Source organism: Sphingomonas sp. GC_Shp_6 (genome assembly GCF_026540835.1).
Classification (GTDB): Bacteria; Pseudomonadota; Alphaproteobacteria; order Sphingomonadales; family Sphingomonadaceae; genus Sphingomonas.
Window position 1 is genome coordinate 17,300 of record NZ_JALNUO010000012.1, and the last position, 19,877, is coordinate 37,176.

At 68.5% G+C, this 19,877-nt stretch carries 15 protein-coding genes; 7 read left to right on the plus strand and 8 right to left on the minus strand.

Going from position 1 to position 19,877, the window contains the following annotated elements:
- The first annotated feature begins 117 nt into the window (after positions 1-117).
- On the plus strand, positions 118-840 hold the full coding sequence (locus tag OXQ95_RS13515) for an IS6 family transposase (RefSeq protein ID WP_267381976.1): 723 nt from the start codon (positions 118-120) through the stop codon (positions 838-840).
- A 67-nt stretch (positions 841-907) separates the two neighbouring features.
- Positions 908-1,285, plus strand: coding sequence for a TolC family protein (locus tag OXQ95_RS13520; protein ID WP_267381977.1), 378 nt, complete (start codon positions 908-910; stop codon positions 1,283-1,285).
- 184 nt (positions 1,286-1,469) lie between these two features.
- On the opposite strand, the gene OXQ95_RS13525 is transcribed toward OXQ95_RS13520, so the two are convergent.
- On the minus strand, positions 1,470-2,732 hold the full coding sequence (locus tag OXQ95_RS13525) for an ROK family transcriptional regulator (protein ID WP_242098838.1): 1,263 nt from the start codon (positions 2,730-2,732) through the stop codon (positions 1,470-1,472).
- 138 nt (positions 2,733-2,870) lie between these two features.
- Between OXQ95_RS13525 and OXQ95_RS13530 the strand changes: the two genes are divergently transcribed.
- Positions 2,871-4,232, plus strand: coding sequence for a sugar porter family MFS transporter (locus OXQ95_RS13530; protein ID WP_267381978.1), 1,362 nt, complete (start codon positions 2,871-2,873; stop codon positions 4,230-4,232).
- A gap of 9 nt (positions 4,233-4,241) precedes the next feature.
- Here the strand turns inward: OXQ95_RS13530 and OXQ95_RS13535 are convergent, their stop codons facing one another.
- The 5 genes from OXQ95_RS13535 to OXQ95_RS13555 form a co-directional block, all read right to left on the minus strand.
- Complete coding sequence (locus OXQ95_RS13535) at positions 4,242-5,543, minus strand: sugar MFS transporter (protein ID WP_267381979.1); 1,302 nt, start codon at positions 5,541-5,543, stop codon at positions 4,242-4,244.
- A gap of 70 nt (positions 5,544-5,613) precedes the next feature.
- Positions 5,614-7,872, minus strand: coding sequence for a glycoside hydrolase family 3 C-terminal domain-containing protein (locus OXQ95_RS13540; RefSeq protein ID WP_267381980.1), 2,259 nt, complete (start codon positions 7,870-7,872; stop codon positions 5,614-5,616).
- Between the two features lie 313 nt (positions 7,873-8,185).
- Positions 8,186-9,652, minus strand: coding sequence for a carboxylesterase family protein (locus OXQ95_RS13545; RefSeq protein ID WP_267381981.1), 1,467 nt, complete (start codon positions 9,650-9,652; stop codon positions 8,186-8,188).
- On the minus strand, positions 9,652-10,395 hold the full coding sequence (locus OXQ95_RS13550; protein ID WP_267381982.1) for an SGNH/GDSL hydrolase family protein: 744 nt from the start codon (positions 10,393-10,395) through the stop codon (positions 9,652-9,654). Before OXQ95_RS13550 ends, OXQ95_RS13545 begins: the two co-directional genes overlap by 1 nt.
- Positions 10,396-10,442: 47 nt before the next feature.
- The gene (locus OXQ95_RS13555) at positions 10,443-13,838 is read right to left on the minus strand and encodes a sugar-binding domain-containing protein (protein ID WP_267381983.1); all 3,396 of its coding nucleotides are present in this window, start codon (positions 13,836-13,838) and stop codon (positions 10,443-10,445) included.
- A 265-nt stretch (positions 13,839-14,103) separates the two neighbouring features.
- Here OXQ95_RS13555 and OXQ95_RS13560 point away from each other — a divergent pair, with 265 nt between their 5' ends.
- The 4 genes from OXQ95_RS13560 (at position 14,104) to OXQ95_RS13575 (ending at position 16,731) form a co-directional block, all read left to right on the plus strand.
- Positions 14,104-14,412, plus strand: coding sequence for a hypothetical protein (locus tag OXQ95_RS13560; protein WP_242097889.1), 309 nt, complete (start codon positions 14,104-14,106; stop codon positions 14,410-14,412).
- A gap of 38 nt (positions 14,413-14,450) precedes the next feature.
- A complete protein-coding gene (locus OXQ95_RS13565) occupies positions 14,451-15,515 on the plus strand; it encodes a spore photoproduct lyase family protein (RefSeq protein WP_267381984.1) in 1,065 nt (354 codons plus the stop codon).
- A gap of 65 nt (positions 15,516-15,580) precedes the next feature.
- Complete coding sequence (locus OXQ95_RS13570) at positions 15,581-15,910, plus strand: hypothetical protein (protein ID WP_267381985.1); 330 nt, start codon at positions 15,581-15,583, stop codon at positions 15,908-15,910.
- On the plus strand, positions 15,907-16,731 hold the full coding sequence (locus OXQ95_RS13575) for a D-alanyl-D-alanine carboxypeptidase family protein (protein ID WP_267381986.1): 825 nt from the start codon (positions 15,907-15,909) through the stop codon (positions 16,729-16,731). The genes OXQ95_RS13570 and OXQ95_RS13575 overlap by 4 nt, the downstream gene beginning before the upstream one ends.
- A 2-nt stretch (positions 16,732-16,733) precedes the next feature.
- Here the strand turns inward: OXQ95_RS13575 and OXQ95_RS13580 are convergent, their stop codons facing one another.
- Positions 16,734-17,867 (minus strand): Gfo/Idh/MocA family oxidoreductase, encoded by a 1,134-nt coding sequence (locus tag OXQ95_RS13580; RefSeq protein ID WP_267381987.1) that lies wholly within the window; start codon positions 17,865-17,867, stop codon positions 16,734-16,736.
- Positions 17,868-17,928: 61 nt separating this feature from the next.
- The gene (locus OXQ95_RS13585) at positions 17,929-19,761 is read right to left on the minus strand and encodes a DUF885 family protein (RefSeq protein ID WP_267381988.1); all 1,833 of its coding nucleotides are present in this window, start codon (positions 19,759-19,761) and stop codon (positions 17,929-17,931) included.
- Between the last annotated feature and the right edge of the window lie 116 nt (positions 19,762-19,877).

Consider the following 19,877-nt stretch of genomic DNA (forward strand, 5'->3'; position numbering starts at 1 on the left):
ATCCTGCACGAAGGGAGAGCGCTTCACGGTCGCAATGGCGTTCGTTCTTTCGATGGCGGCGGCTGGCGCTGTCAGACCAACGTGGCAGGCGGGGCAGGGGGCTGGTAGTGGCGGCTGATGCCCCGCCGTTCACGTGCCCTGCCGCCATCGCCGTTCCGGCGCTTCAACTCGGCACCTGAGGTGATCCGCCTGGTTGTCATGATGTATGTGCGCTTTCCGCTATCGCTGCGGAACGTCGCAGACCTGTTGTTCGAGCGCGGGATCGATGTCTGCCACGAAACGGTGCGGATGTGGTGGAACAGGTTTGGACCGATGTTTGCAGGCGACATGCGCCGGCAGCGGGTGAACCACATGCGCGGCTTTCGTCACTGGCGGTGGCACTTGGACGAGATGTACGTGAAGCTGAACGGCGAGATGGTGTACCTCTGGCGAGCGGTCGATCACGAGGGCGAGATCCTCGAGAGCTACGTCACGAAGACGAGAGACAAGGACGCAGCGCTGACCTTCATGAAGAAGGCGCTGAAGCGCCACGGCAGCCCTGACAAGGTCACCACGGACGGGCTTCGCTCCTACGGTGCGGCGATGAGGGAGCTTGGCAACGCCGACAAGCAGGAGGTTGGCCGCTGGGCCAACAACCGGGTGGAGAACAGCCATCTGCCGTCTCGACGACGGGAGCGGGCGATGATGCGCTTCAGGCGGATGAAGACGCTACAGAAGTTCGCCTCGGTCCACGCCAACGTCCACAACCACTTCAGCCTCGAACGCCATCTCGTCGATCGCCAGACTTACAAGGAACGACGCTCCGCCGCACTGGCGGAGTGGCAGGTCCTCGCAAGCTAGGCAGATGCGTACCAAGCGCGACGTGCATCGTGTGGAGACCGGTTCGCGTTAGACTGACAGCACCGCCATGCAGTCGCAGGACGGCACTGTAGCTACCTCCCGCGTCCGTCAGGCGGAGGCGACTTACCGCGCCGATCGCTTCGGGATCGACGCTGCCGAGCGCGATGCGACACGGTTGGCGGAAACGGCATGGGCCAATTTGGCGGCAGCACAATCGCGCGTGCAAGCCAATGCGCGCCGGGTCGAAGCCGCGGAACTGGCGTTGATAGGGATTCGTGCCGAATATGCCTTTTTGCTCAGAACGACGTTGGACATCCTGATCGCTGACGAAAGCCTGCGCGCGACACAGCTGACGCTTGCGCGTAGTCGCAGCGACGCGCTGATCGGGCAGGCGGCATTACTAAGATCGACAGGTCGGCTCGGGCCCGACAGTTACACCAGCTAGTCATGTCGACCGGTCGATCTTTCGAACGCAGCCGCTGAAAGGGCGCGGACGCTGGATCGATCTGTCCTTAGGATCCGTTCATGCGGCGCTTGTCGAAGCCCGCTCCCCACCGTTGGGTATTCGGCTGCGGCACAGGCCCTTCGACACGCTCCAGGCGAACGGCGCAAGATAGCGCCATCAAGTTCTAGTCGCGGCGGCCCGCCTGAATCAGGATCGCGTCGGAGGGTAGAACATGGTCCAGAAAGGGCAGCATCGCGGCGCCGATGACCGCGCCGTCCTGTGCGGCCAGCGCCGCGAGAATGGGCGCGCGCGACGGTAGCGCAAAGGCGTCGAGCGCGGTCTCGAGTGCTGCCGCCAGCCGCGCGATCAGCGGCAGCGGCAGCCGCCCGCCGATCAGGATCGCGGCAGGATTGATGAGGCAGTTCACCGCGACGAGCGGCGAGGCGAGGCTTTGCGCCGCATCATGCACCCAGGCATCGACGATCGCGCGGCACGACGGATCGTCCGAGACGAGGTTGGCGAGATCGTCCGCCTTGCCTGCGGCCTCGAACCGCGCACGAAGCGCCGACAGCGACACCGTATCCTGAACCACGGCATTCGGCCGCGCGGAGGAGGGATCAGGCATCAGCCCGATCTCGCCGCTGCGCAGCGCGGCACCGCGGGCATAATTGCCCTCGATCACCGGGCCTCCGCCCAGTCCGGCGCTGATGAGCAGATAGAAGAAGTTTTGCGCGTCCTGGCCGGGGCGCTGCTGGGCCTCGCCCAACGCGGCGGCGGCGGCATCGTTGTCGACATGGATCGGCCAAGGCAGCGCCTCGTGCACTGCCGCGGCCACGTCGATGTTGTTCCACGCGTCATAGGCAGCGGGCCGGTGCGGGATGGGGATGCGCCCGAGATCGTCCGGCATCGCGACGCCGACACCCAGCACCTTGTCGCGCGACACGCCCTCGACCGTCAGCAGCTTGGTTATCCGCTTGCGTGCGAACGCCACCACATCCTCGGGCAAGGCGAACGCGATCTCCTGCCCCACCAGGCGCCGCACCCTGCCCGCGAGATCGACCAGCGCGAGGCTGATATGGTCGCGATCGATGTTGAGCCCGATCGCGAAAGCGCCGTCGGGGTCGATCGAGAGGCGGAGTGCCGGCTGTCCACGCGCGCCTTGCCGCCGCCCGACCAGCTTGATGAGGCCGAGTTCGGTCAAGCGCTTGGTGATGTTGGCGATCGTCGGCGCGGTCAGGCCGGTGAGCGTGGCGAGTTCGACGCGCGACGTCTCGCCCACCAGGCGAATGGCCTGCAGCACCGTGCGCTGGTTATAGTCGCCCGCGCGGACCAGGTTCGTCCCCGACATCGAAGCCGACAGCCGGGCGGAGCGCGCGTTCGCCGAATGGACCACGCGATCCCGGTGCGAATGTCCCCGGTCCCTCTGCGCCGTCATCCGGTTCGTCACCCATTTTCCATGTGCCCGAGACGGTGATTAGAGTGGATTGAAGCATTACGCCAACCACAAGCCGGCCGCCGGTGTCCGGCGGCGGCTCTCGGGCAGGCGGTGCTTGCCTGGCGAGGCTTTGTCTTCCAACATTCGCCGATGACCCTCATGCCCGCTTCCGCCGATCCGGCGAAAGATACCGTCGTCACCCCCGCCATCATCGTCAGCGCGCTCGGCGCGGCGCTCGGGGGATTGTTGTTCGGCCTCGACACCGCGGTGATCTCGGGCGCGACCGGTGCGCTCCAGACGCATTTCGCGCTGTCGGATCAGGCCCTGGGATTTACCGTCGCGTCGGCGTTGATCGGGACGGTGATCGGGTCGCTCGGCGCCGGTGCGCCGGCCGACCGGTTCGGCCGCCGGCCCGTGCTGCTCGCAATCGCAGCGCTCTACATCCTGTCCGCGCTCGGCACCGCGCTTGCCGCCGGCTGGTGGATGCTGCTCGGCTTCCGGCTGCTCGGCGGCGTGGCGATCGGTGCCGCCTCCGTGGTCACGCCCGTCTATATCGCGGAAGTCTCGCCCGCACGGTTTCGCGGGCGTCTGGTGGCGCTCAACCAGCTCAACATCGTCGGCGGCATCCTGCTCGCATTTCTCTGCGACTATCTGATCGCGCGAGCGCTGCCCCCGGAGACCGCGTGGCGCGTGATGCTGGGGATCGTCGCGGTGCCGTCGCTGCTGTTCCTGCTCATCGGTATCGCGCTGCCGGAGAGCCCGCGCTGGCTGGCGGGGCAGGGGCGGCTTCCGCTCGCGCTTCACGTGCTGCGGCGGCTCGGTTCGCACGATCCGGATGCCGATCTGGCCCGGATCGCGGCGCCGGCGAACGGAGATGCCGAGGGCGGACGCGCGCGGCTGCTCCAGCGGCGCTATGCCTTTCCGGCATCCTGCGCGGTGGCGATCGCGCTGTTCAACCAGCTCTCCGGGATCAACGCGCTGCTCTATTACGCGCCGCGCATCTTCGCGCTCGGCGGCGCCGGCCAGGACAGCGCGTTGCTGCAATCGGTGGCGGTCGGCGGCACCAACTTTCTGTGCACCGTGCTCGCGCTGTTCCTGATCGACCGGTTCGGCCGGCGCCCGCTGCTGATCTTCGGCTCGGTCGCCTGTGCGGCGGCGCTGCTCGTGGTTGGCTGGCAATTGCAGAGCGCCCGGCCCGACGGCACGCTGATCCTCGCCGGATTTCTGGGCTTCATCGCGGCCTTCGCGGTCAGCCAGGGCGCGGTCATCTGGGTCTTCATCTCGGAGGTCTTTCCGAGCGCGGTGCGCGGCAAGGGGCAGGCGCTCGGCGCCACCACCCACTGGGTGATGGCGGCGGCGATCACCTGGGCCTTTCCGGTGGTGGCGGGGGCGACCGGCGGATGGGTGTTCGTCGCCTTCGCGTTCGCGATGCTGGTCCAGCTCGTCTGGGTGCTGCGCATCATGCCGGAGACGCGGGGCGTCCCGCTGGAGGCGATGGGCAGCCTCGGCTGACGCGCCGGATCAGTGTACCAGGGTGGGTGCCTCTGTAGCATCGCGCCCGGCGAGCGGTGCACGGCGCGCCGCCAGCGCGAATCCGGCGATCAGCAGATAGCAGACGAGCGGCACCACGAACGCGGCCGAACGGCTGCTCGCATCCGCGACGTGTGCGAAGACGAGCGGCACCACCGCGCCCCCGACGACCGCGGTGCAGAGCAGCCCGACCGTCGCCGGCGTCGAGGCGGTCGACCGTTCGAGCGTCAGCGTGAAGATGACGGGAAACATGATCGCGTTGGACAGGCCGATCGCCAGCGCGACGACCCCCGCCGCCGGGCCGCTGATCCCGACGACGACGAGGCAGGCGAGCGCGGCGGCGAGCGCCGCACCGGCGAGCAGCATCCCGGCGGGCAGGCGGGTCAACGCCGCGCTGCCGACGAACCGGCCGACCAGCGCGCCGAGCCAGTAAAGGCTCACCAGGCTGCCCGCCACGACGGGGGCCACGCCCATGATGTCGGGCTGTTCAAGGAAATTGGTCATCGCGCTGCCGATCGCGACTTCGGCGCCGACATACAGGAAGATCGCCGCCGCGCCGAGCAGCGCCCAGCGTGAGCCGAACGCCGACAGCGTGCCGCCCGCCAGACGCGTATCCGCGGACGCCGAGGCGTCGAGCAGGCGCCGCACACGGAACAGCAGCACCGCCAGCGCCAGCACGATCACGGCAATCACTTCGTAGGCGATATCGATCCGATGCAGCGAATCGGCGATCTTGTCGGGCGTGGGCGTTCCTCCCGCGAACAGGCCGCCCTGAAGCAGCGTGTGTGCGGCCAGGAACGGCCCGACGACGGTGCCGACGGAGTTGAACGCCTGGCTGAACACCAGCCGGAAATGCGTGCGGGATTTGGGGCCGAGCGCGGCGGACAGCGGGTTGGCGGAGACCTGGAGTAGCGTGATCCCGCTCGCGATGACGAACAGCGCGATCAGCACGATCGGATAGGCGCGCAGCGTGGTCGCGAGCGGCATCAGCAGGCAGCCGAGGATCATCACCCCGAGCGCGGTGACGATCGCCCGTGCGGAGCCCAGCCGCCCGGCCAGCGCCGCGGCGGGCAGCGACACCACGCCATAGGCCAGGAAGAAGGCGAATTGCGTGAGGAACGCTTCGGTGTCGGAGAGCGCGAACACCGATTTGACCGCCGGGATCATCACGTCGTTCACCGACGTGACCGCACCCCAGATGAAGAACAGCGTGGTGACGAAGCCGAACGCCAGCCGGGTCTGCGGATCGGCCGCGGCCGACGTCCCGCTCGGAGGAAGCTGGGCCGGGGTCATGCGGCGACGGACGGAGCGGCGGGGACGGCATTCGGCATCTTCGGGCTTTCGAAGTTCGTGGACGGGGGGCTCAGCGGCTGGCGAGCGTCGCGCCGCGGCCCGCCGGCAGCCAGCGCTCGGGAAGCGCGACCGTCACGCTGCTGCCGGTATCGACCGCGGATGCCGCGAGCGTTACGCGGTAACGGCCGGCGGCGACATGCCAGCCATGGCGCCCCTCGTCCCAGGTGGCGAGCAGGCGTGGATCGATCGTGAGCGCCACCGTCTGCGCGGCGCCCGGCGCCAGCATCACCTTGCGATAGCCGCCGAGCCGCTTGGGCGCTTCCCATCCGCCGGCGGCGGGCGCCACATAGATCTGGCCCACATCGGCGCCGGCCATGGATCCGCTGTTGCGGAGGCGGAAGCTCACCTGCAACGCGTCGCCATCGACGCGCGCGGCGAGCGCATCGCGCTGGAACCGCGTATAGCTGAGGCCGTGCCCGAACGCGAACAGCGGCGCGGCGCCCGTCTTGTCGAGCCACTTGTAGCCGACGGCGGCGCCCTCCGTATAGCGCACGGTGAAGGGCTGGCCTTCGGGCAGGCCGAGGCCGGGGATGACGGGGCGCGGATATTGGTCCGCCGAGCGCGGGAAGCTGATCGGCAGATGGCCCGACGGATTCACCTTGCCCGCCAGCACACGGCCGATTGCGGCGCCGCCCCGCGTTCCGGGATACCAGGCCTCGACGATGCCCTTGACCTTGCCGGCCCAGGGCATGGTCACCGCCGCGCCGGTTTCCAGCACCACGACGGTGTTGGGGTTGGCGGCCGCGACCGCCTGCACCAGCGCATCCTGGCCGTTCGGCAGCGTGAGCGGGAAATCCTGCGACTCGGCGGTCCACTGCGTCACGAAGACGATCGCGACATCGGCATGCGCCGCGAGCCGGGCGGCGGCGGCGCGATCGTCGCCATCGGCATAATCGATCGTGGCGCCGGGCAGTTCGCCCTTGAGCGCTTCGACCGGAGACGATTTGTAATACACCACGGGATGGGGGAAGCCCTTGGCGGCGTCGGGATCGGGCACCGCGGTGCCGCCCGGCGAATAGACCTGCGCGGATCCGCCGCCCGACAGCACACCCTTGTCGGCATGGCCGCCGAACACCGCGATGCGTCGCGCCTTGGCCGCCAGCGGCAGCACGCCGCCTTCGTTCTTCAGCAGCACGATGCCCTGTTCGGCGGCATGCTGACTGGCCGCGGCATGCGCGGCATAGTCGATCGTGCCGGGCGCGACGGGGTCGTCCACTGCACCGGTCGCGATCAGTGCGCGCGCGATCCGCCGCACCTTGTCGTCCAGCACCGCCATCGGCACCTGGCCCGAGGCGATCGCCGCCTTCAGCTTGTCGAGCCAGACATGATAATCGACATTGCTCAGCCCGACGCCGGTTTCCTGATCGAGGCCGCCGAGCGCATCGGCGATGGCGTCATGCTGCGCGCCCCAATCCGACATGACGAAGCCCTTGAAGCCCCAATCCTTCTTCAGCACCTGGTTGAGCAGCCAATCATTCTGGCAACTATGCGCGCCGTTGACGAGATTGTACGAGCACATCACCGATCCGGCATCGCTCTGCTCGATCGCGATTTGGAACGCGAGCAGGTCCGACATGCGCGCCGCGGCCTTGTCGATCGCGATATTGACGAAGTTGCGCCCGGTTTCCTGATCGTTGAACGCGTAATGCTTCACCGTCGAGACGATCCGGTTCGACTGGATGCCCTTGACGAAGGCGCCGACCATCGTGCCGGCGAGCCAGGGATCCTCGCCGCCATATTCGAAATTGCGGCCATTGCCGGGGTCGCGGTCGAGATCGACGCCGCCGGCGAGTTGCTCGTTGAAGCCCGAGGCGCGCGATTCCGCACCCACGACCGCGCCCGCCGCCATCGCCGCCGCCGGATCCCAGCTCGCCGCCGACAGGATGCCCGAGGGAAGCGCGGTGCGCTCCAGCGCGGGCGGGGCTGCGCCCTGGGTCGCAACGCCGCTTCCCGCATCCGACTGCCATTGCGGCGTGAAGCCGAGCCGCGGGATGCCCGGCACATAGCCGGCCGATTGCGGCCGCGCCTCGGCTCGGCGATAGGCGGGCTGGCCGGTGCTCGCACCGAACAATCCGGTCACCACGGTCAGCTTCTCGTCCTCGGTCATTGCCTTAACGAGCAGATCGGCGCGCGCGTCCGCCGACAGGGCGCGGTTCTGCCAGGCGGTGGGCGCGATCTGCGCCGACGCCGCGCCGCAGGCGGTTGCGAGCAGGGCGGCGACGATGCGGCCGAGACGGGAGCGGGCGAACGGACGCGCGGGCATGGGCATCGGGGCTTTCCTGATGAGGAGGGACGGATCGGATGAGGCGCCGGCGATCGGGTGCGACGGGCTGGCCATGGTGCGTGCGTTGCCGCGCGGTCCGCGGCGAGGCCGCCGTCTCGAAAGCGTCGCCTGTTTCACCCGGTGCCTCCCCTTGGCGGCGTCGTGGTCGACACCGGCTCGGGCGAATCCATCCGCCAGCCATCCGCTTAAAGCAATTGATTTTTGATCGCTCCCGCGGCGTTGATGGCACGGTCGAAGCGGGTTACGCCGGATGCCCATCGCCCGGTGCCGCGTCACCCGCCGGACGGCGAATGGCGCATCACATGACGCTGCGCCAACCACATAGCGGCTGGCGCAAGGCCGCTTTCGCGACCGTCGCATCCTGGCCGATCGACAGATAGGCGCGAGTCGTCACCGCATAACGCGGCCAACGCGGAAGACCGCCGGCGTTCGGATCGGCTGCTTTTACGAACGCGGTCCAATAGGTCTGAACGGGCGGATCGTCCGATCGGGGCGTGCCGAAGACATAGCTGAGTTCGCTGCCATGCGTGACGTCCGCTCCGGCGCGCGCATGATCGAATTGATATTGCCACACGGGCAGCCCGGCCCGTGCGAACGCATCGGAGACGGCGATCGTCGGGCAGCGAAAGGTGAGATCGTCCGCCAATTGCTGGGTCACGTCACCCAGCCGCGGATCATGGACCGGCGTTGCGCCCGGCTCCAGACCGTAGAAGGCGAGCGCCCGTGCCGCATGCGTGCCGAATTCGCGCCGCACGATCGACGGCGCAGCGGCGAGCCCATCGTGGAGCGGCAGTTCGCGCGCGTTCATCCCGATCAGCAACGCCGCGTGATTGATGCGGCCTGCGGCGAGCGCCGCGGCCGGCGTCTCGCGCAGGAACCGGCCGTCCACCACGGCCTGAAGCCAGATGAAGCTGTCGTCGTCGAGATCGGGCACGTCGACCGCTTCCTGCGCGGCGAGGATCGCGCCGACCGGCGCGGCGCGGAGCGCGGCGGCGGAGGCGGTCGCGGGCAGCCCCGCCTTCGCCGCGATCATCGCGCCCAGGTGCTCGTTCTGCGCCAGGGTGCGCGGCGGCACGCCGAAGCCGGGGGTGCCGCTCTCCTCGATGGCGGCGCGGAACAGGCCCGCGGAGCCCGGCGCGAGGAGTTGCAGCCCCACGTCCTGCGCGCCGGCTGAGCCACCCGCGATCGTCACCCTGGCCGGATCGCCCCCGAACCGCGCGATATTGGCGTGCACCCAGCGCAGCGCCGCCTGCTGGTCCATGAGGCCGTAATTGCCCGATGCGCCGCCCTGTTCGGCCGAAAGCCTGGGGTGCGACAGGAACCCCAGCGCGCCCAGCCGATATTGCACGCTGACGAGCAGGATGCCGCTATCGGTGATGGGCGACTCGACCGGGCCGCCGCCTTCACCTCCGCGATTGCCGCCGCCATGGATCCAGACGAGAACGGGTAGCCGCGCCGCCGGATCGAGCCGCGGCGTGCGGATATCGAGGAACAGGCAATCCTCGCTTCCCCCGTTCGCGGCCGCCCGGTTCCAATCGCCATAAGCGGGTTGCGGACAGGCGGCATGCGCGGCGGTCGCATCCGCCACCGCTGCGTGGGGCCGGCGCGGCACGGGCGGGCGCCAGCGCAGCGCGCCGACCGGCGGTTCGGCGAAACGGATACCGCGAAACACCGCGCCGCCATCGCCGATCGCCTGGCCGCGCACCGGTCCTTGTTCGGTGACGATCACGGGCGCGGCGAGCAGCGCGAGTGCGAGCGCGATCATCAGGGGCGGTGTCCGACGGGGCCGGCAAGCGCGGCGCGGATGGCGGCATCGGCGACGGGCGCCATCACCGCATAGCCCCCCTTGTTCGGGTGCACCCCGTCATAGGTCAGCGCCGCGCGCAGCGCCGCGCCGTCGTGCAGCGCGCTCCAGTAATCGGCATAGGTCGCGCCCGTCCGCGCCGCATAATTCTTCAACCACGCGTTCATCGCCGCGATCTTGTTCGCGGTTTCGAGGCCAGGCCGCCAAGGGAAGCGCGCCGCCGGCGGGATCGAGGCGAGGATCACGCGAATCCCGTTCGCGCGCGCCAGATCGGCCATCGACATGATGTTGGCCTTGGTCTGTTCGGGCGTCATCGGGCCGGTATTGCCCGCGATGTCGTTCGTTCCGCCCATGATCTGGACCGCGGCCGGGTGCAGATCGACCACGTCTTGGCGGAAGCGTAGCAACATCTGCGGCGTGGTCTGACCCCCGATCCCGCGGCCGAGCCGCCCGGCCACGAAAAAGGCCGGCATCATGTCGTACCAACCCTGGGTGATCGAATCGCCGATGAACACGACCGACACCGGCCCGCGCACCGCGGCGTCGGCATCGCGATACCGGCCAAGCCACGCCCAATCGGTGTGCAGCCGTTCCTCCGCCTCGCGCTCTGCCTGCGCCTTGCGTTGGGCATCGGTGGCGGTCTGGGCGAGCGCAGGGGCGGGGGTGAGAGCGGCCAGCAACAGCGCGACGATCGTCTTTTTCATGAGGCTTCCTGTCGATGGACGGGGTGATCGCGGCGGCGCGGACCGCGTCACCGCGGCGCGATGTGCGCCGCGGTGACGTTCCAGCCGCGTACCGTCACCGCACCGTCATGCGCCTGCGCGGTCGGATAGCGGATCTCCACGGTCCGCGTGTCGCCCGGCAGCAGCGAAACATAATTGTCGGTGAAATAGGCCGGCAGGATCTGGGTCCCGTCGGCGTTCATCATCGTCAGCTTCGTTTCGATCGCCGGCGTCGCGCTGCGGTTCGCGAGCGTCACCGTCGTCACCGTTTCCGCGCCGTCGATCCGGCTCGACGCCTGTGTGGCGAGCGTGACGGGGGCGAGCGCGTTCATCGCGCGGAACGCGGCATCGTCCCTGGCCTGCCAGTAGAAATTGGTCGAGAGCAGCGCGCCGTCGGCGCCGTGTGCCTCCAGCCGGACCAGCGCGACGCCGTTCGCGGTGAGCGCGGGCAGGTCGAGCGTCAGCGCCTCGGTCGCGGCTTCGTGGAGGCCGACGATCACCGCCTTGCGGTCGGCGATCGGCTGGCCTGCGAGGCCGACCACCTTGGCGGTGACGGTCACGCCGCGCAGATCGGCCAGGCCGTTGTTGACCAGCACCACCTTGCCGTCGGGCAGGTTCATCTGGACATGAACTAGCTCCGCCGCCTTCTTCACGCCGTAGAAGGACGCCTGGGTGTCGTAATCATGGCTGAAGATGCTCCATGCAGACGACGGCCATGCGGGCTGGGTCATCCACAGCATGCGGCCGGAATTCACCGTCCACAGCCCGGCATTCATCCCCTCGAAGATCGCGCGGTAGGATTCATACTGCATCATCTGCGCCTTGCGCTCGAAATCCTCGAGGCTGGTGCCCGCGCCGAACCGCGCCTCCAGCGCATCGGTATAGGTCTTCACCGCGCCGTTCCCGGTCTGATGCCAGTCGTGATAGGCCCAGGCATCGCTGATCGGCCATTGGTCCGCAGGCGCCATGGCGCGCTTCCACGCCTCCAGCGTCGGCAGCGAGGGCGTGCCGCTTTCCACCGAGAAGCCGCGGGCATGTTCGGTGAAATATTCCACCGGCGGCTTCCAGTTGTACGGCCCGGAATTCTGCAGGTTCACCCGGTTGGACGAGCCCATGTAGAGCCGCGTGCCGTCCTCGGCATGGATCAGCGCCTCCAGCCCTTCGTTCACGATCGGCTGCGGCACGCCCTCGTTGCGGCCGAACCAGACGACGATCGACGGGTGGTTGCGATAGCGCTTCACCACATCGGCGGCGTTGGCGAGAAACAGCGCGGGGTCCTGAGTCTCGATATTATAGTCCTGGGTGGATTCCCAGAAATCGCTCAACACCATCAGGCCATATTCGTCGGCCAGGTCGAAGAAATTGTCCTCGGTGTTCTGCCCCACCCAATTGCGCACGATGTTGAGGTGCGCATCCTTGTGCAGCCGGAAATAGGGTTCGAGATGCGCGCGGTCGACGCGCTTCATGAAGTCGTCCATGCCGATATTGCCACCGCGCGCGGCAATCTTCACCCCGTTCACGCGGATGACGAGATAGGGCGTGAGGCCCGGCGCATCGGTGACGGGCGTGACGGCGGGCGATCGTTCCGCACCGGGCACGAGGCCCGCCGCCCAGCCGTTCGCCGTCTTGCGGATCGCGTCATGGCGTTCGTCGACGATCCGCTCGCCGCGCTGGCGCGCGCGGGAGAGATCGATGCCGACGCGCTTCAGATCGCCATGCGCGTCCATCAGCGAGATGTCGTACGTCACCTGCCGCATGCCGAAGCGCAGCCGCTTGGTGTCGCTCGGCTGGCCGTCGATGCTGGCGGTGAGCGTCAGGTCGTGGAGCGCCGCCTCGCCATAGCCGTTCGGCCACCACAGCTTGGGATGCACCACGCGGAGTTGCGCGAAGTCGGCTGGCCGCATCACCACGTCCGCGCTCTGTCCAGGCGCCAGCGTGACGGCTTTCTCGACCGTCACGCCATCGAACGCCGCGCGCACGGTGGCGGTCACGGTCCGTGCGGATGCGTTGGTGACGGGCGCGGTGATCTCCACCTCGGCCACCGAATTGTCGGCGCGCGGCAGCGTGGTGACGACATGCGCGTCGCCCAGCGTCGCGTCGCCCGTCTCCGCCAGCGCCACGCCCTGCCACATGCCGGTGTTGCGGTCGCGCACGCTCGGGATCCAGTCCCAGCCCTCGGACGCCACGAAGGTCGGCCCGTCGAGCATCATCATGCCGCCATTCTCGCCCACACCCGACGTGAGCGACTCCTCCTGCGCGAGGCCGGGGTGCGGCGGCGGCGACACCTTGACCGCCACCGCATTGCGGCCGGGGACGAGCGCATCGGTCACGTCGAAACGGCCGCGGATGAACGCGCCCTTCATGCTGCCCAGGTTGCGGCCGTTCACCCAGATCTCGGCGGCATAGTTGACGCCTTTGAAGATCAGATAGCGGCGCTTGCCCGGTGCGGCGGCCGTGTCGAATTCGGTGCGATACCAATAATCCTGATGCGCGAGCGTTTCGGGAATGGCCATGTTGTTGAGGCCGTAGGCCGGGTCCGGATAGACGCCGCGATCGACCAGCGTCGTCAGCACGGTGCCGGGCACGGTCGCGGCATACCAGGCACGCGCATCATAGCCGGCGCGGCTGATCGTGGGGCCCGCATCGGCCACCTTCGGCGCCTCGGCCAGCCGCCAGCCGCCGATCGTACGGCCGCCGTCCGGATCGGGCGCGCCGGCGTCGGTCGCCACCGGTTTCGCCACGGGCGCCGGGATCGGCGCGCGCGAACGGGGCAGGGTCCAGGCGTCCTGCGGCGCGACCTGACCGTACATCTGGTGCACCTGGACCGGCCAGTGCGGGCTGCCCGTCTGGAACGCGATCATGGCGGGATCGGGCCGCGCAGCGGCGCGCGCGCGCAAGGTCGCGGGGGCGACCGCGCCGGTCTCGAGCTGGAAATCCATGATCCGCCCGGCAAACGGCGTACCGCTCCCACGCGGCGCGAGCGTCGCGACCGGCAGCACCGCCGCCGCTGCGATCCGGCACTGCGCCACCGCGCGGCCGTCCACGAACAGGTGCGCGGTGCCGCCCTCATAGCTGACCGCCACCGCGTGCCAGCCGACGGCGAGACGCGCCGGGCCCGTCACCGATCCGGCATCGCTGACGAAGGCCGGTCGGCCATGATCGAGCGCGAGGAAACGGCGGGCTCCCGGCGGATCGCCGAAGCCCGCGACGAGCGCAGTGGTGTCCGCGGCGCGCACATCGATCCAGGCGGACAGCGTCCAGTCGGCCCCCGCGATCGCCGCGGCACCATCGCCGCCGATCGCGGTGCGATAGCTGTCGCCGCCCGCAGGCAGATCGGCGTTCACCGGGCCATAGACCTGGGCCGTGGCGGGCATCGCCCAGGCCAAAGTCAGAATCGAAATCGCCGTCGTCCAGCGCTTGGCCATGTCCCGCATCCTCCGTGCCACACCGTCGGGGCGGCGCGTGCGAGCGGCATCAAGCACAGGTGGGCGAGAAAGCCAAATTGATTTGGGAATTTCGCGAGCGATCCGGCTGGCTCGTCGGAAGCGCATCGCGCGATCATTTCCGCGCGGGGCGTGCGGTGCGTTGGCATCACGCCGATCGCGGCGCGGGTTCGCCGTTCCCGGAACTCCGGGCTCGCCAAGCGTTATGGTACGCATGCGCAGGCCGTCGCCTGCCGGGAGACGGACGATGGCCACCACCTTGACTGCCACATTCGATAGCCGACGCGAGGCCGAGCTGACGGTGGAGCGGCTCGTTCAGGAACACGGGATCGATCGCGCCGCCATCTCCATCGCAGCCGATGGCGACGAGAATAGCGCAGGGACCGAAAAGAGCGGCTCGGACCTGCCGGACGGATCGCAGGATTCATCGTCACGGGACGATGCGGCGTTGACCGGAATGGTCATGGTGGTGGTCGATCTCGACGACGATGCGCAGGCCGAGCAAGTGAAGGATGCCTTTGTCGAATTCAATTCGGCAGGCGTCGTCGAAAACTGAACGTCACGGCACGGACGGAGCGCGAGGAGGGCGGGGCCGTGGTCGCAACGCGGCCCTGGCGGCCCGTACGCGTGCTCGTCACGCGATCGGCCCGGCAATGGGACCATGGGCGCGCGATCGGCGAGCGTGCCGAGGCTTCGGGCATCGCCACCGAGTGGCTAGCGTCGGACCGGCTGAACCTCGCATCCTCGGCCGATGATCGACAGGCCTATGCGCTGGCCAAGCGGACGCTGGCGGTGGTGGTCGCTCCTCCATCTCGGCGGCGGCTGCAACCGATAGCGCCATCGGCCGACTGGCGCGTCGATCTGGCGGAGGGGTGCCCGGCCCATTGCAGCTATTGCTATCTGGCGGGTTCGCTGAAGGGGCTGCCGATCACGCGCGTCTATGCCAATCTGCCCGAGATCCTGGCCGAAATGCCCCCGCATCTGGGCACGGGCATGGTCACCTCGCATTCGTCCGATCGCAGCCATGAGGGCACCACGTTCGAGGCGAGCTGCTACACCGATCCGCTCGCGATCGAGCCGCTGACCGGCTCGCTGTCCGCGCTGATCGCGTGGTTCGGCCGATGGGAGGCGGACGTGCAGCTGCGCTTCACCACCAAGTTCGATGCGGTCGAGCCGCTTCTCGGGCTGGCGCATCATGGCCGTACGCGGATGCGCGCATCGGTCAACCCGGCCGCCTATGCACGGCATGAAGGCGGAACGAGCCCCGTCGCCGCGCGTCTGGTCGCACTCGCACGCATGAGCGAAGCGGGCTATCCGGTCGGCCTCACCATCGCGCCGATCATCGCCGCGGCCGGATGGCAGCAAGCCTATGCCACGCTGATCGCCGACGTCGCCGCCACCTTCGCCGACCGCCCACCGCCCGACCTGACGATCGAACTCATCACGCATCGCTATACGCCCGGATCGAAGCGCGTGCTCGAAAGCTGGTATCCCGGCTCGAACCTCGACATGAGCGAGGTCGGGCGCAGCGAGAAGCGCACGAAGTTCGGCTCGGTCAAGCACGTCTATGATGCCGCCACGATGCGGATGCTTCGGGATTTCTTCACCGCCGAGATCGCGCGGATGCTGCCCTATGCGCGCATCCTATACTGGACGTAACCGGGTCCGCTCATCAATCGTTAACCATCGATCGGGCATCCCAAAGCTCCTGCCCGGAGAGCCATGTGACCATCGAAACGTCGAACACACCGTCCGTTTTCAATGGCTTGGCCTTGTCCGCCGCGCTGTTCACCGCCGGGGGCAAGCGCGCGGCGCTGATCGAGGCGCTGGACGCCACTTCGGCGCGGGTGGCGGGAGGGGGCGGTTGCCGGGACGGGTCGGTCGCGATCCTGGTGCGCCACGGCATCCGCGTCTTCGGGACGCTGCACCGCACCGACGACGAAGGGGCACGGCTGGATTTCGACGATCCGCTGGACGGGTGGCGACAGGCCCGGTTTCTCGACGACCGGGGTGCGCTTCGGCCGGTCCATGTTGCGGGGTTTGCAACGGCATGACCGTCGGTTCGGTCGGCCGGCGATGGACCGTGGCGCGGCGGCTGGTGGCGATCGCGGCGCTTGCTTCGATAGGGTTCGCCGGCGCGGCGTCGGCGGCGCCGGTGTCGGCGCTGGTGGTCGACGCCAATGACGGGGAAACGCTCTATTCCCGGAACGCCGATCTCGTCCGGCCGCCCGCATCGCTCGCCAAGATGATGACGCTGTTCCTGGTGTTCGACGCGCTCGATGCGCGCACGTTGCGGCTGGACGACAGGATCACGATGTCGCGCCACGCCGCCGCGCAGGCGCCATCGAAGCTGGGCGTGCCCGCAGGCGGTGAAATCCGGGTGAGGGATGCGATCCGGGCCGTGGCCGTGCAGTCCGCCAACGACGTCGCAGTGGCATTGGCCGAGCGGCTGGCGGGCAGCGAACCGGCCTTTGCACGGGCGATGACCGCCAGGGCGCGCCAGCTCGGTATGCGCCACACCCGCTTCGGCAACGCGACCGGCCTGACCAGCGACGCCAACCGCACGTCGGCCGCCGATATCGCCACGCTGTCGCTCGCGATGCTGCGCACGCACAGGCGCGACTATCGCTATTTTTCCACGCGCGCGATCGATTGGGGCCATCGCCGGCTGGTCAACCACAACCATCTGCTGGGCCGCGTGCCCGGGGTCGACGGGATCAAGACCGGCTACACCGTGGATGCCGGCTACAATCTAGCGGCCTCCGCGACGCGCCGGGGGCGGCGGCTGATCGCGGTCGTGATGGGCGAACGCAGCATCGCGGCGCGCGACCTGCGCGTGTCCAACCTGCTGGAGGTGGGCTTCTCGCAGCCCTGACGCTACCCGTCGATGGTCGGCGGGGCGGCGTTGACGTCGTCGGGGGCGTGCGTGTTGCGCAGTGTTTCCTCCTGCGCATCGGTGTCGATCCGGCGATGGCGTGCAAACGGCGCAAGCGGCTGAGGCTCGCCGGTTTCGAGCGCCCGAACGATCCCTTCGATCACGCGCAGATCGGCCAGGCCCTCCTCCGCATCGGGCTCGGGATCGGTGCCGTTCAGGATGCAATCGGAGAAGTAGCGCATCTCGCCGCCGAACTGGTCGGTCGGCTTGAACGTTTCGCAATGCTGTTTTTCGCCGATCAGCAGCGTGCGCTCGCGCGGCGCATTGAAGCCATAGGCGGGCATCATGTGGATGCTGCCCTTGGTGCCGGCCACGATCAGGCTGTCGATCCCGTTGGTGAAATAGGAGACGGTGAACTGCGCGAGCCGATCGCCCGGCATCCGGAGCGTGACCGCCACGACATCGTCGAAATCGCCGAAACCCGCTTCCGCATGGCGCGATCCGACGGCGGAAACGACCGCGACCGGCTCCTCGCCGAACAGATAGCGGATCGCGTTGATCGGATAGGGCGCCATGTCGAAGATCGGTCCTGCCTCCACGCCATGCTTGGCGCGGTGGTTGGCGGGATCGAGCATCTGGCCGAAGCAGGAGGTGAACATCACCAGGTCCCCCAGCTCGCCGCTGCGGATCCGCGCGATCGCATCGAGCGTGCTCGGCTCGAAATGCAGCCGATACGCCACCATCAGCTTGGCCGACGACGCACGCTGCGCGTCGCGGATCGCTTCGGCGCGCGCCACGGAGATTTCGAGCGGCTTTTCGCACAGCACATGGATGCCCGCCGCCAGCGCGGGGATGGCGAATTCGGCATGCCGGAAATTGGGCGTCGCGATATAGATCGCATCGACATCGCCCGAAGCCAGCATCGCGTCGAACGCGTCATAGCCATAGGTCTTGTCGACGCCGTAGCGTTTGCCGAGCGCCTGCGCCTTTTCGGGATCGTCCGTGACGATCGCGACCAGTTCGGAATTACCGGTGGCATCGATGCCGGGCATCATCGCCCGTTGCGCGATGTCGCCGGCGCCCACCACGGCGTAGCGGATCTTTTTGCCGAAACCGAAGGCCGATGCGATGCTCATGATATCCGTCCCTGCGTGGCGCTTGCGCGCTCAACGCGCGGTGCGGCGCTTCGGTCCGGGGTCAGGCGGTCCGGGCGATATAGCGATCGACCACACGCTCCAGCAGCGTGAGCGGCACGTTCCCGGTCTGCACCACCACATCGTCGAACGCCTTGAGATCGTAGCGAGCCCCGAGTGCCCCCTGTGCCTTGGTGCGCAGGCGGTTGATCTCGTTATGCCCCATCTTGTAGCCGCACGCCTGGCCCGGCATCGCGCAATAACGCTGCAGCTCGGCGGTGAGCTGGCCGACCGGCATGCCGGTGTTCGCCTGGAACCAGCGCAGCGCCTGATCGAAGGTCCAGCGCTTGGCATGGATACCGGTATCGACCACCAGCCGGCACGCGCGGAAGTTAATCGACTGGAGATAGCCGATCCGCCCGAGCGGATCGCCGTCATAGGCGCCGAGTTCGTCGCCGAGTTGCTCTGCGTAAAGCGCCCAGCCCTCCGAATAGGCGTTGAACGCCAGCAGCGAACGGATCAGCGGCAGGCGATAGCTATATTCCCCCTGCCAGATGTGGCCGGGCAGCCCCTCGTGATAGCAGAGAGTCGGCAGCGCATAACGCGGCCAGATCGCGGTGCTTTTCAGGTTGATGTAATAGATGCCGGGTTGCGACCCGTCCATCGATCCCGGCCCGGCATAGCCGTTGGGCGCGCCGTTCTGGATCGCGGGCGGCACGCGCTTGATGATGAGGCGCCCGGGCACCAGCGTGCCGAAGGCGCGGGGCAGGCGGGTGCGGATATCGGCGATCCGGCCGTTCAGATAGGCCAGCAGCTCGGCACGTCCCGGGTCGGTGTCGGCGAACAGCAGGTCCGGCCGCTTGCTGAGCGCGGTCATGCGCTCGCCCACGCTGCCGTCGCGAAGCCCCTGCGCTTTCAGCAGCGTGTCGATCTGTGCCGTCAGTGCGCGGTTCTGCTCGAGCCCCAGCGCGTGGAGCTCGTCCGGCGAGCGATCGGTCGTGGTGCCGGCTTTCACCAGCCAGCGATACCAATCGTCCCCGCCGGGACGCGCCCAGAGGCCTGGCGTATCGGTGGCCCGAGGCCGGAGCGTGGCGAAGGCCGCGATCTGGCGGCGCAGCGCGGGCGTGATCCGCGCGTCCGCCAGAGCGGCGGCGCGCGCGGCGTAAGTGGCGGGCAGCCCGGCCTTGGCGCATTTCTGCGCGAAGCTCTGGACGATGCCCCATTGCGCGACCGGCTGCCCGACGATCCCGTTCAACTGCCCCGACGTGATGTCGATCAGGAACGTCGGCAGGATCGCGCCGCGCGCACCGTCGGCGATGATCCGCGCCGTCTCGCCATCGGCGGCAGCGGCATAGGCTTCGAGCCGGGCGAGATAGGCATCGGCGTCGCTGTGATCGGCGACGTCGTGCTTGTTCTCCAGCAGATCGGGCAGGTCGGAATAGGCGCCACCCAGTTGGGAGACGAGATAGGGCGTGTTGCGGAAACTCTGGTTGGCGTTGAGGACGGCCACGTCGCCCACCGGCATCGTCCGCGCACCCTCGACGGCCAGCGCATAGGCCGCCTCGGTGGTGTCGAGATCGAGGGCGACGTCTGCGGAGAGCGCGGCGCGGTCGACCGCGCGCAATTGCCCCAGCCGCGCACCGGCCCTTGCCTTGCGCCGATCGTCCGCCACGCGGGTGCGATCGGCGAACCGCGACCGCAGCGCGATCCGTTTGCCATGATCGATGCCCAGCCCCAGCGCCGTCTCGGGATAATCGGTGAGCAGTTCCTCGGCGATGCCGGCGAGGAGCGCATGGGCCGCCTCGTCGCCGCTCGCGGCGGATGCGATGCGCGGCAGCGTGCCGATCAATCCGGCGCCCGCGGCGCCAGCCATCAATTCACGTCGGCTGGTATGCATCGCGTCGCCTTGCCCCGGGAAGAAGAGGCGAGGTTAGGACCAAGTCCCGCATCGGTGCAACCGCCACGAAAAAGGCCGCCCGCGAACCTGTCGCGGGCGGCCCTGATTTTCGCGTG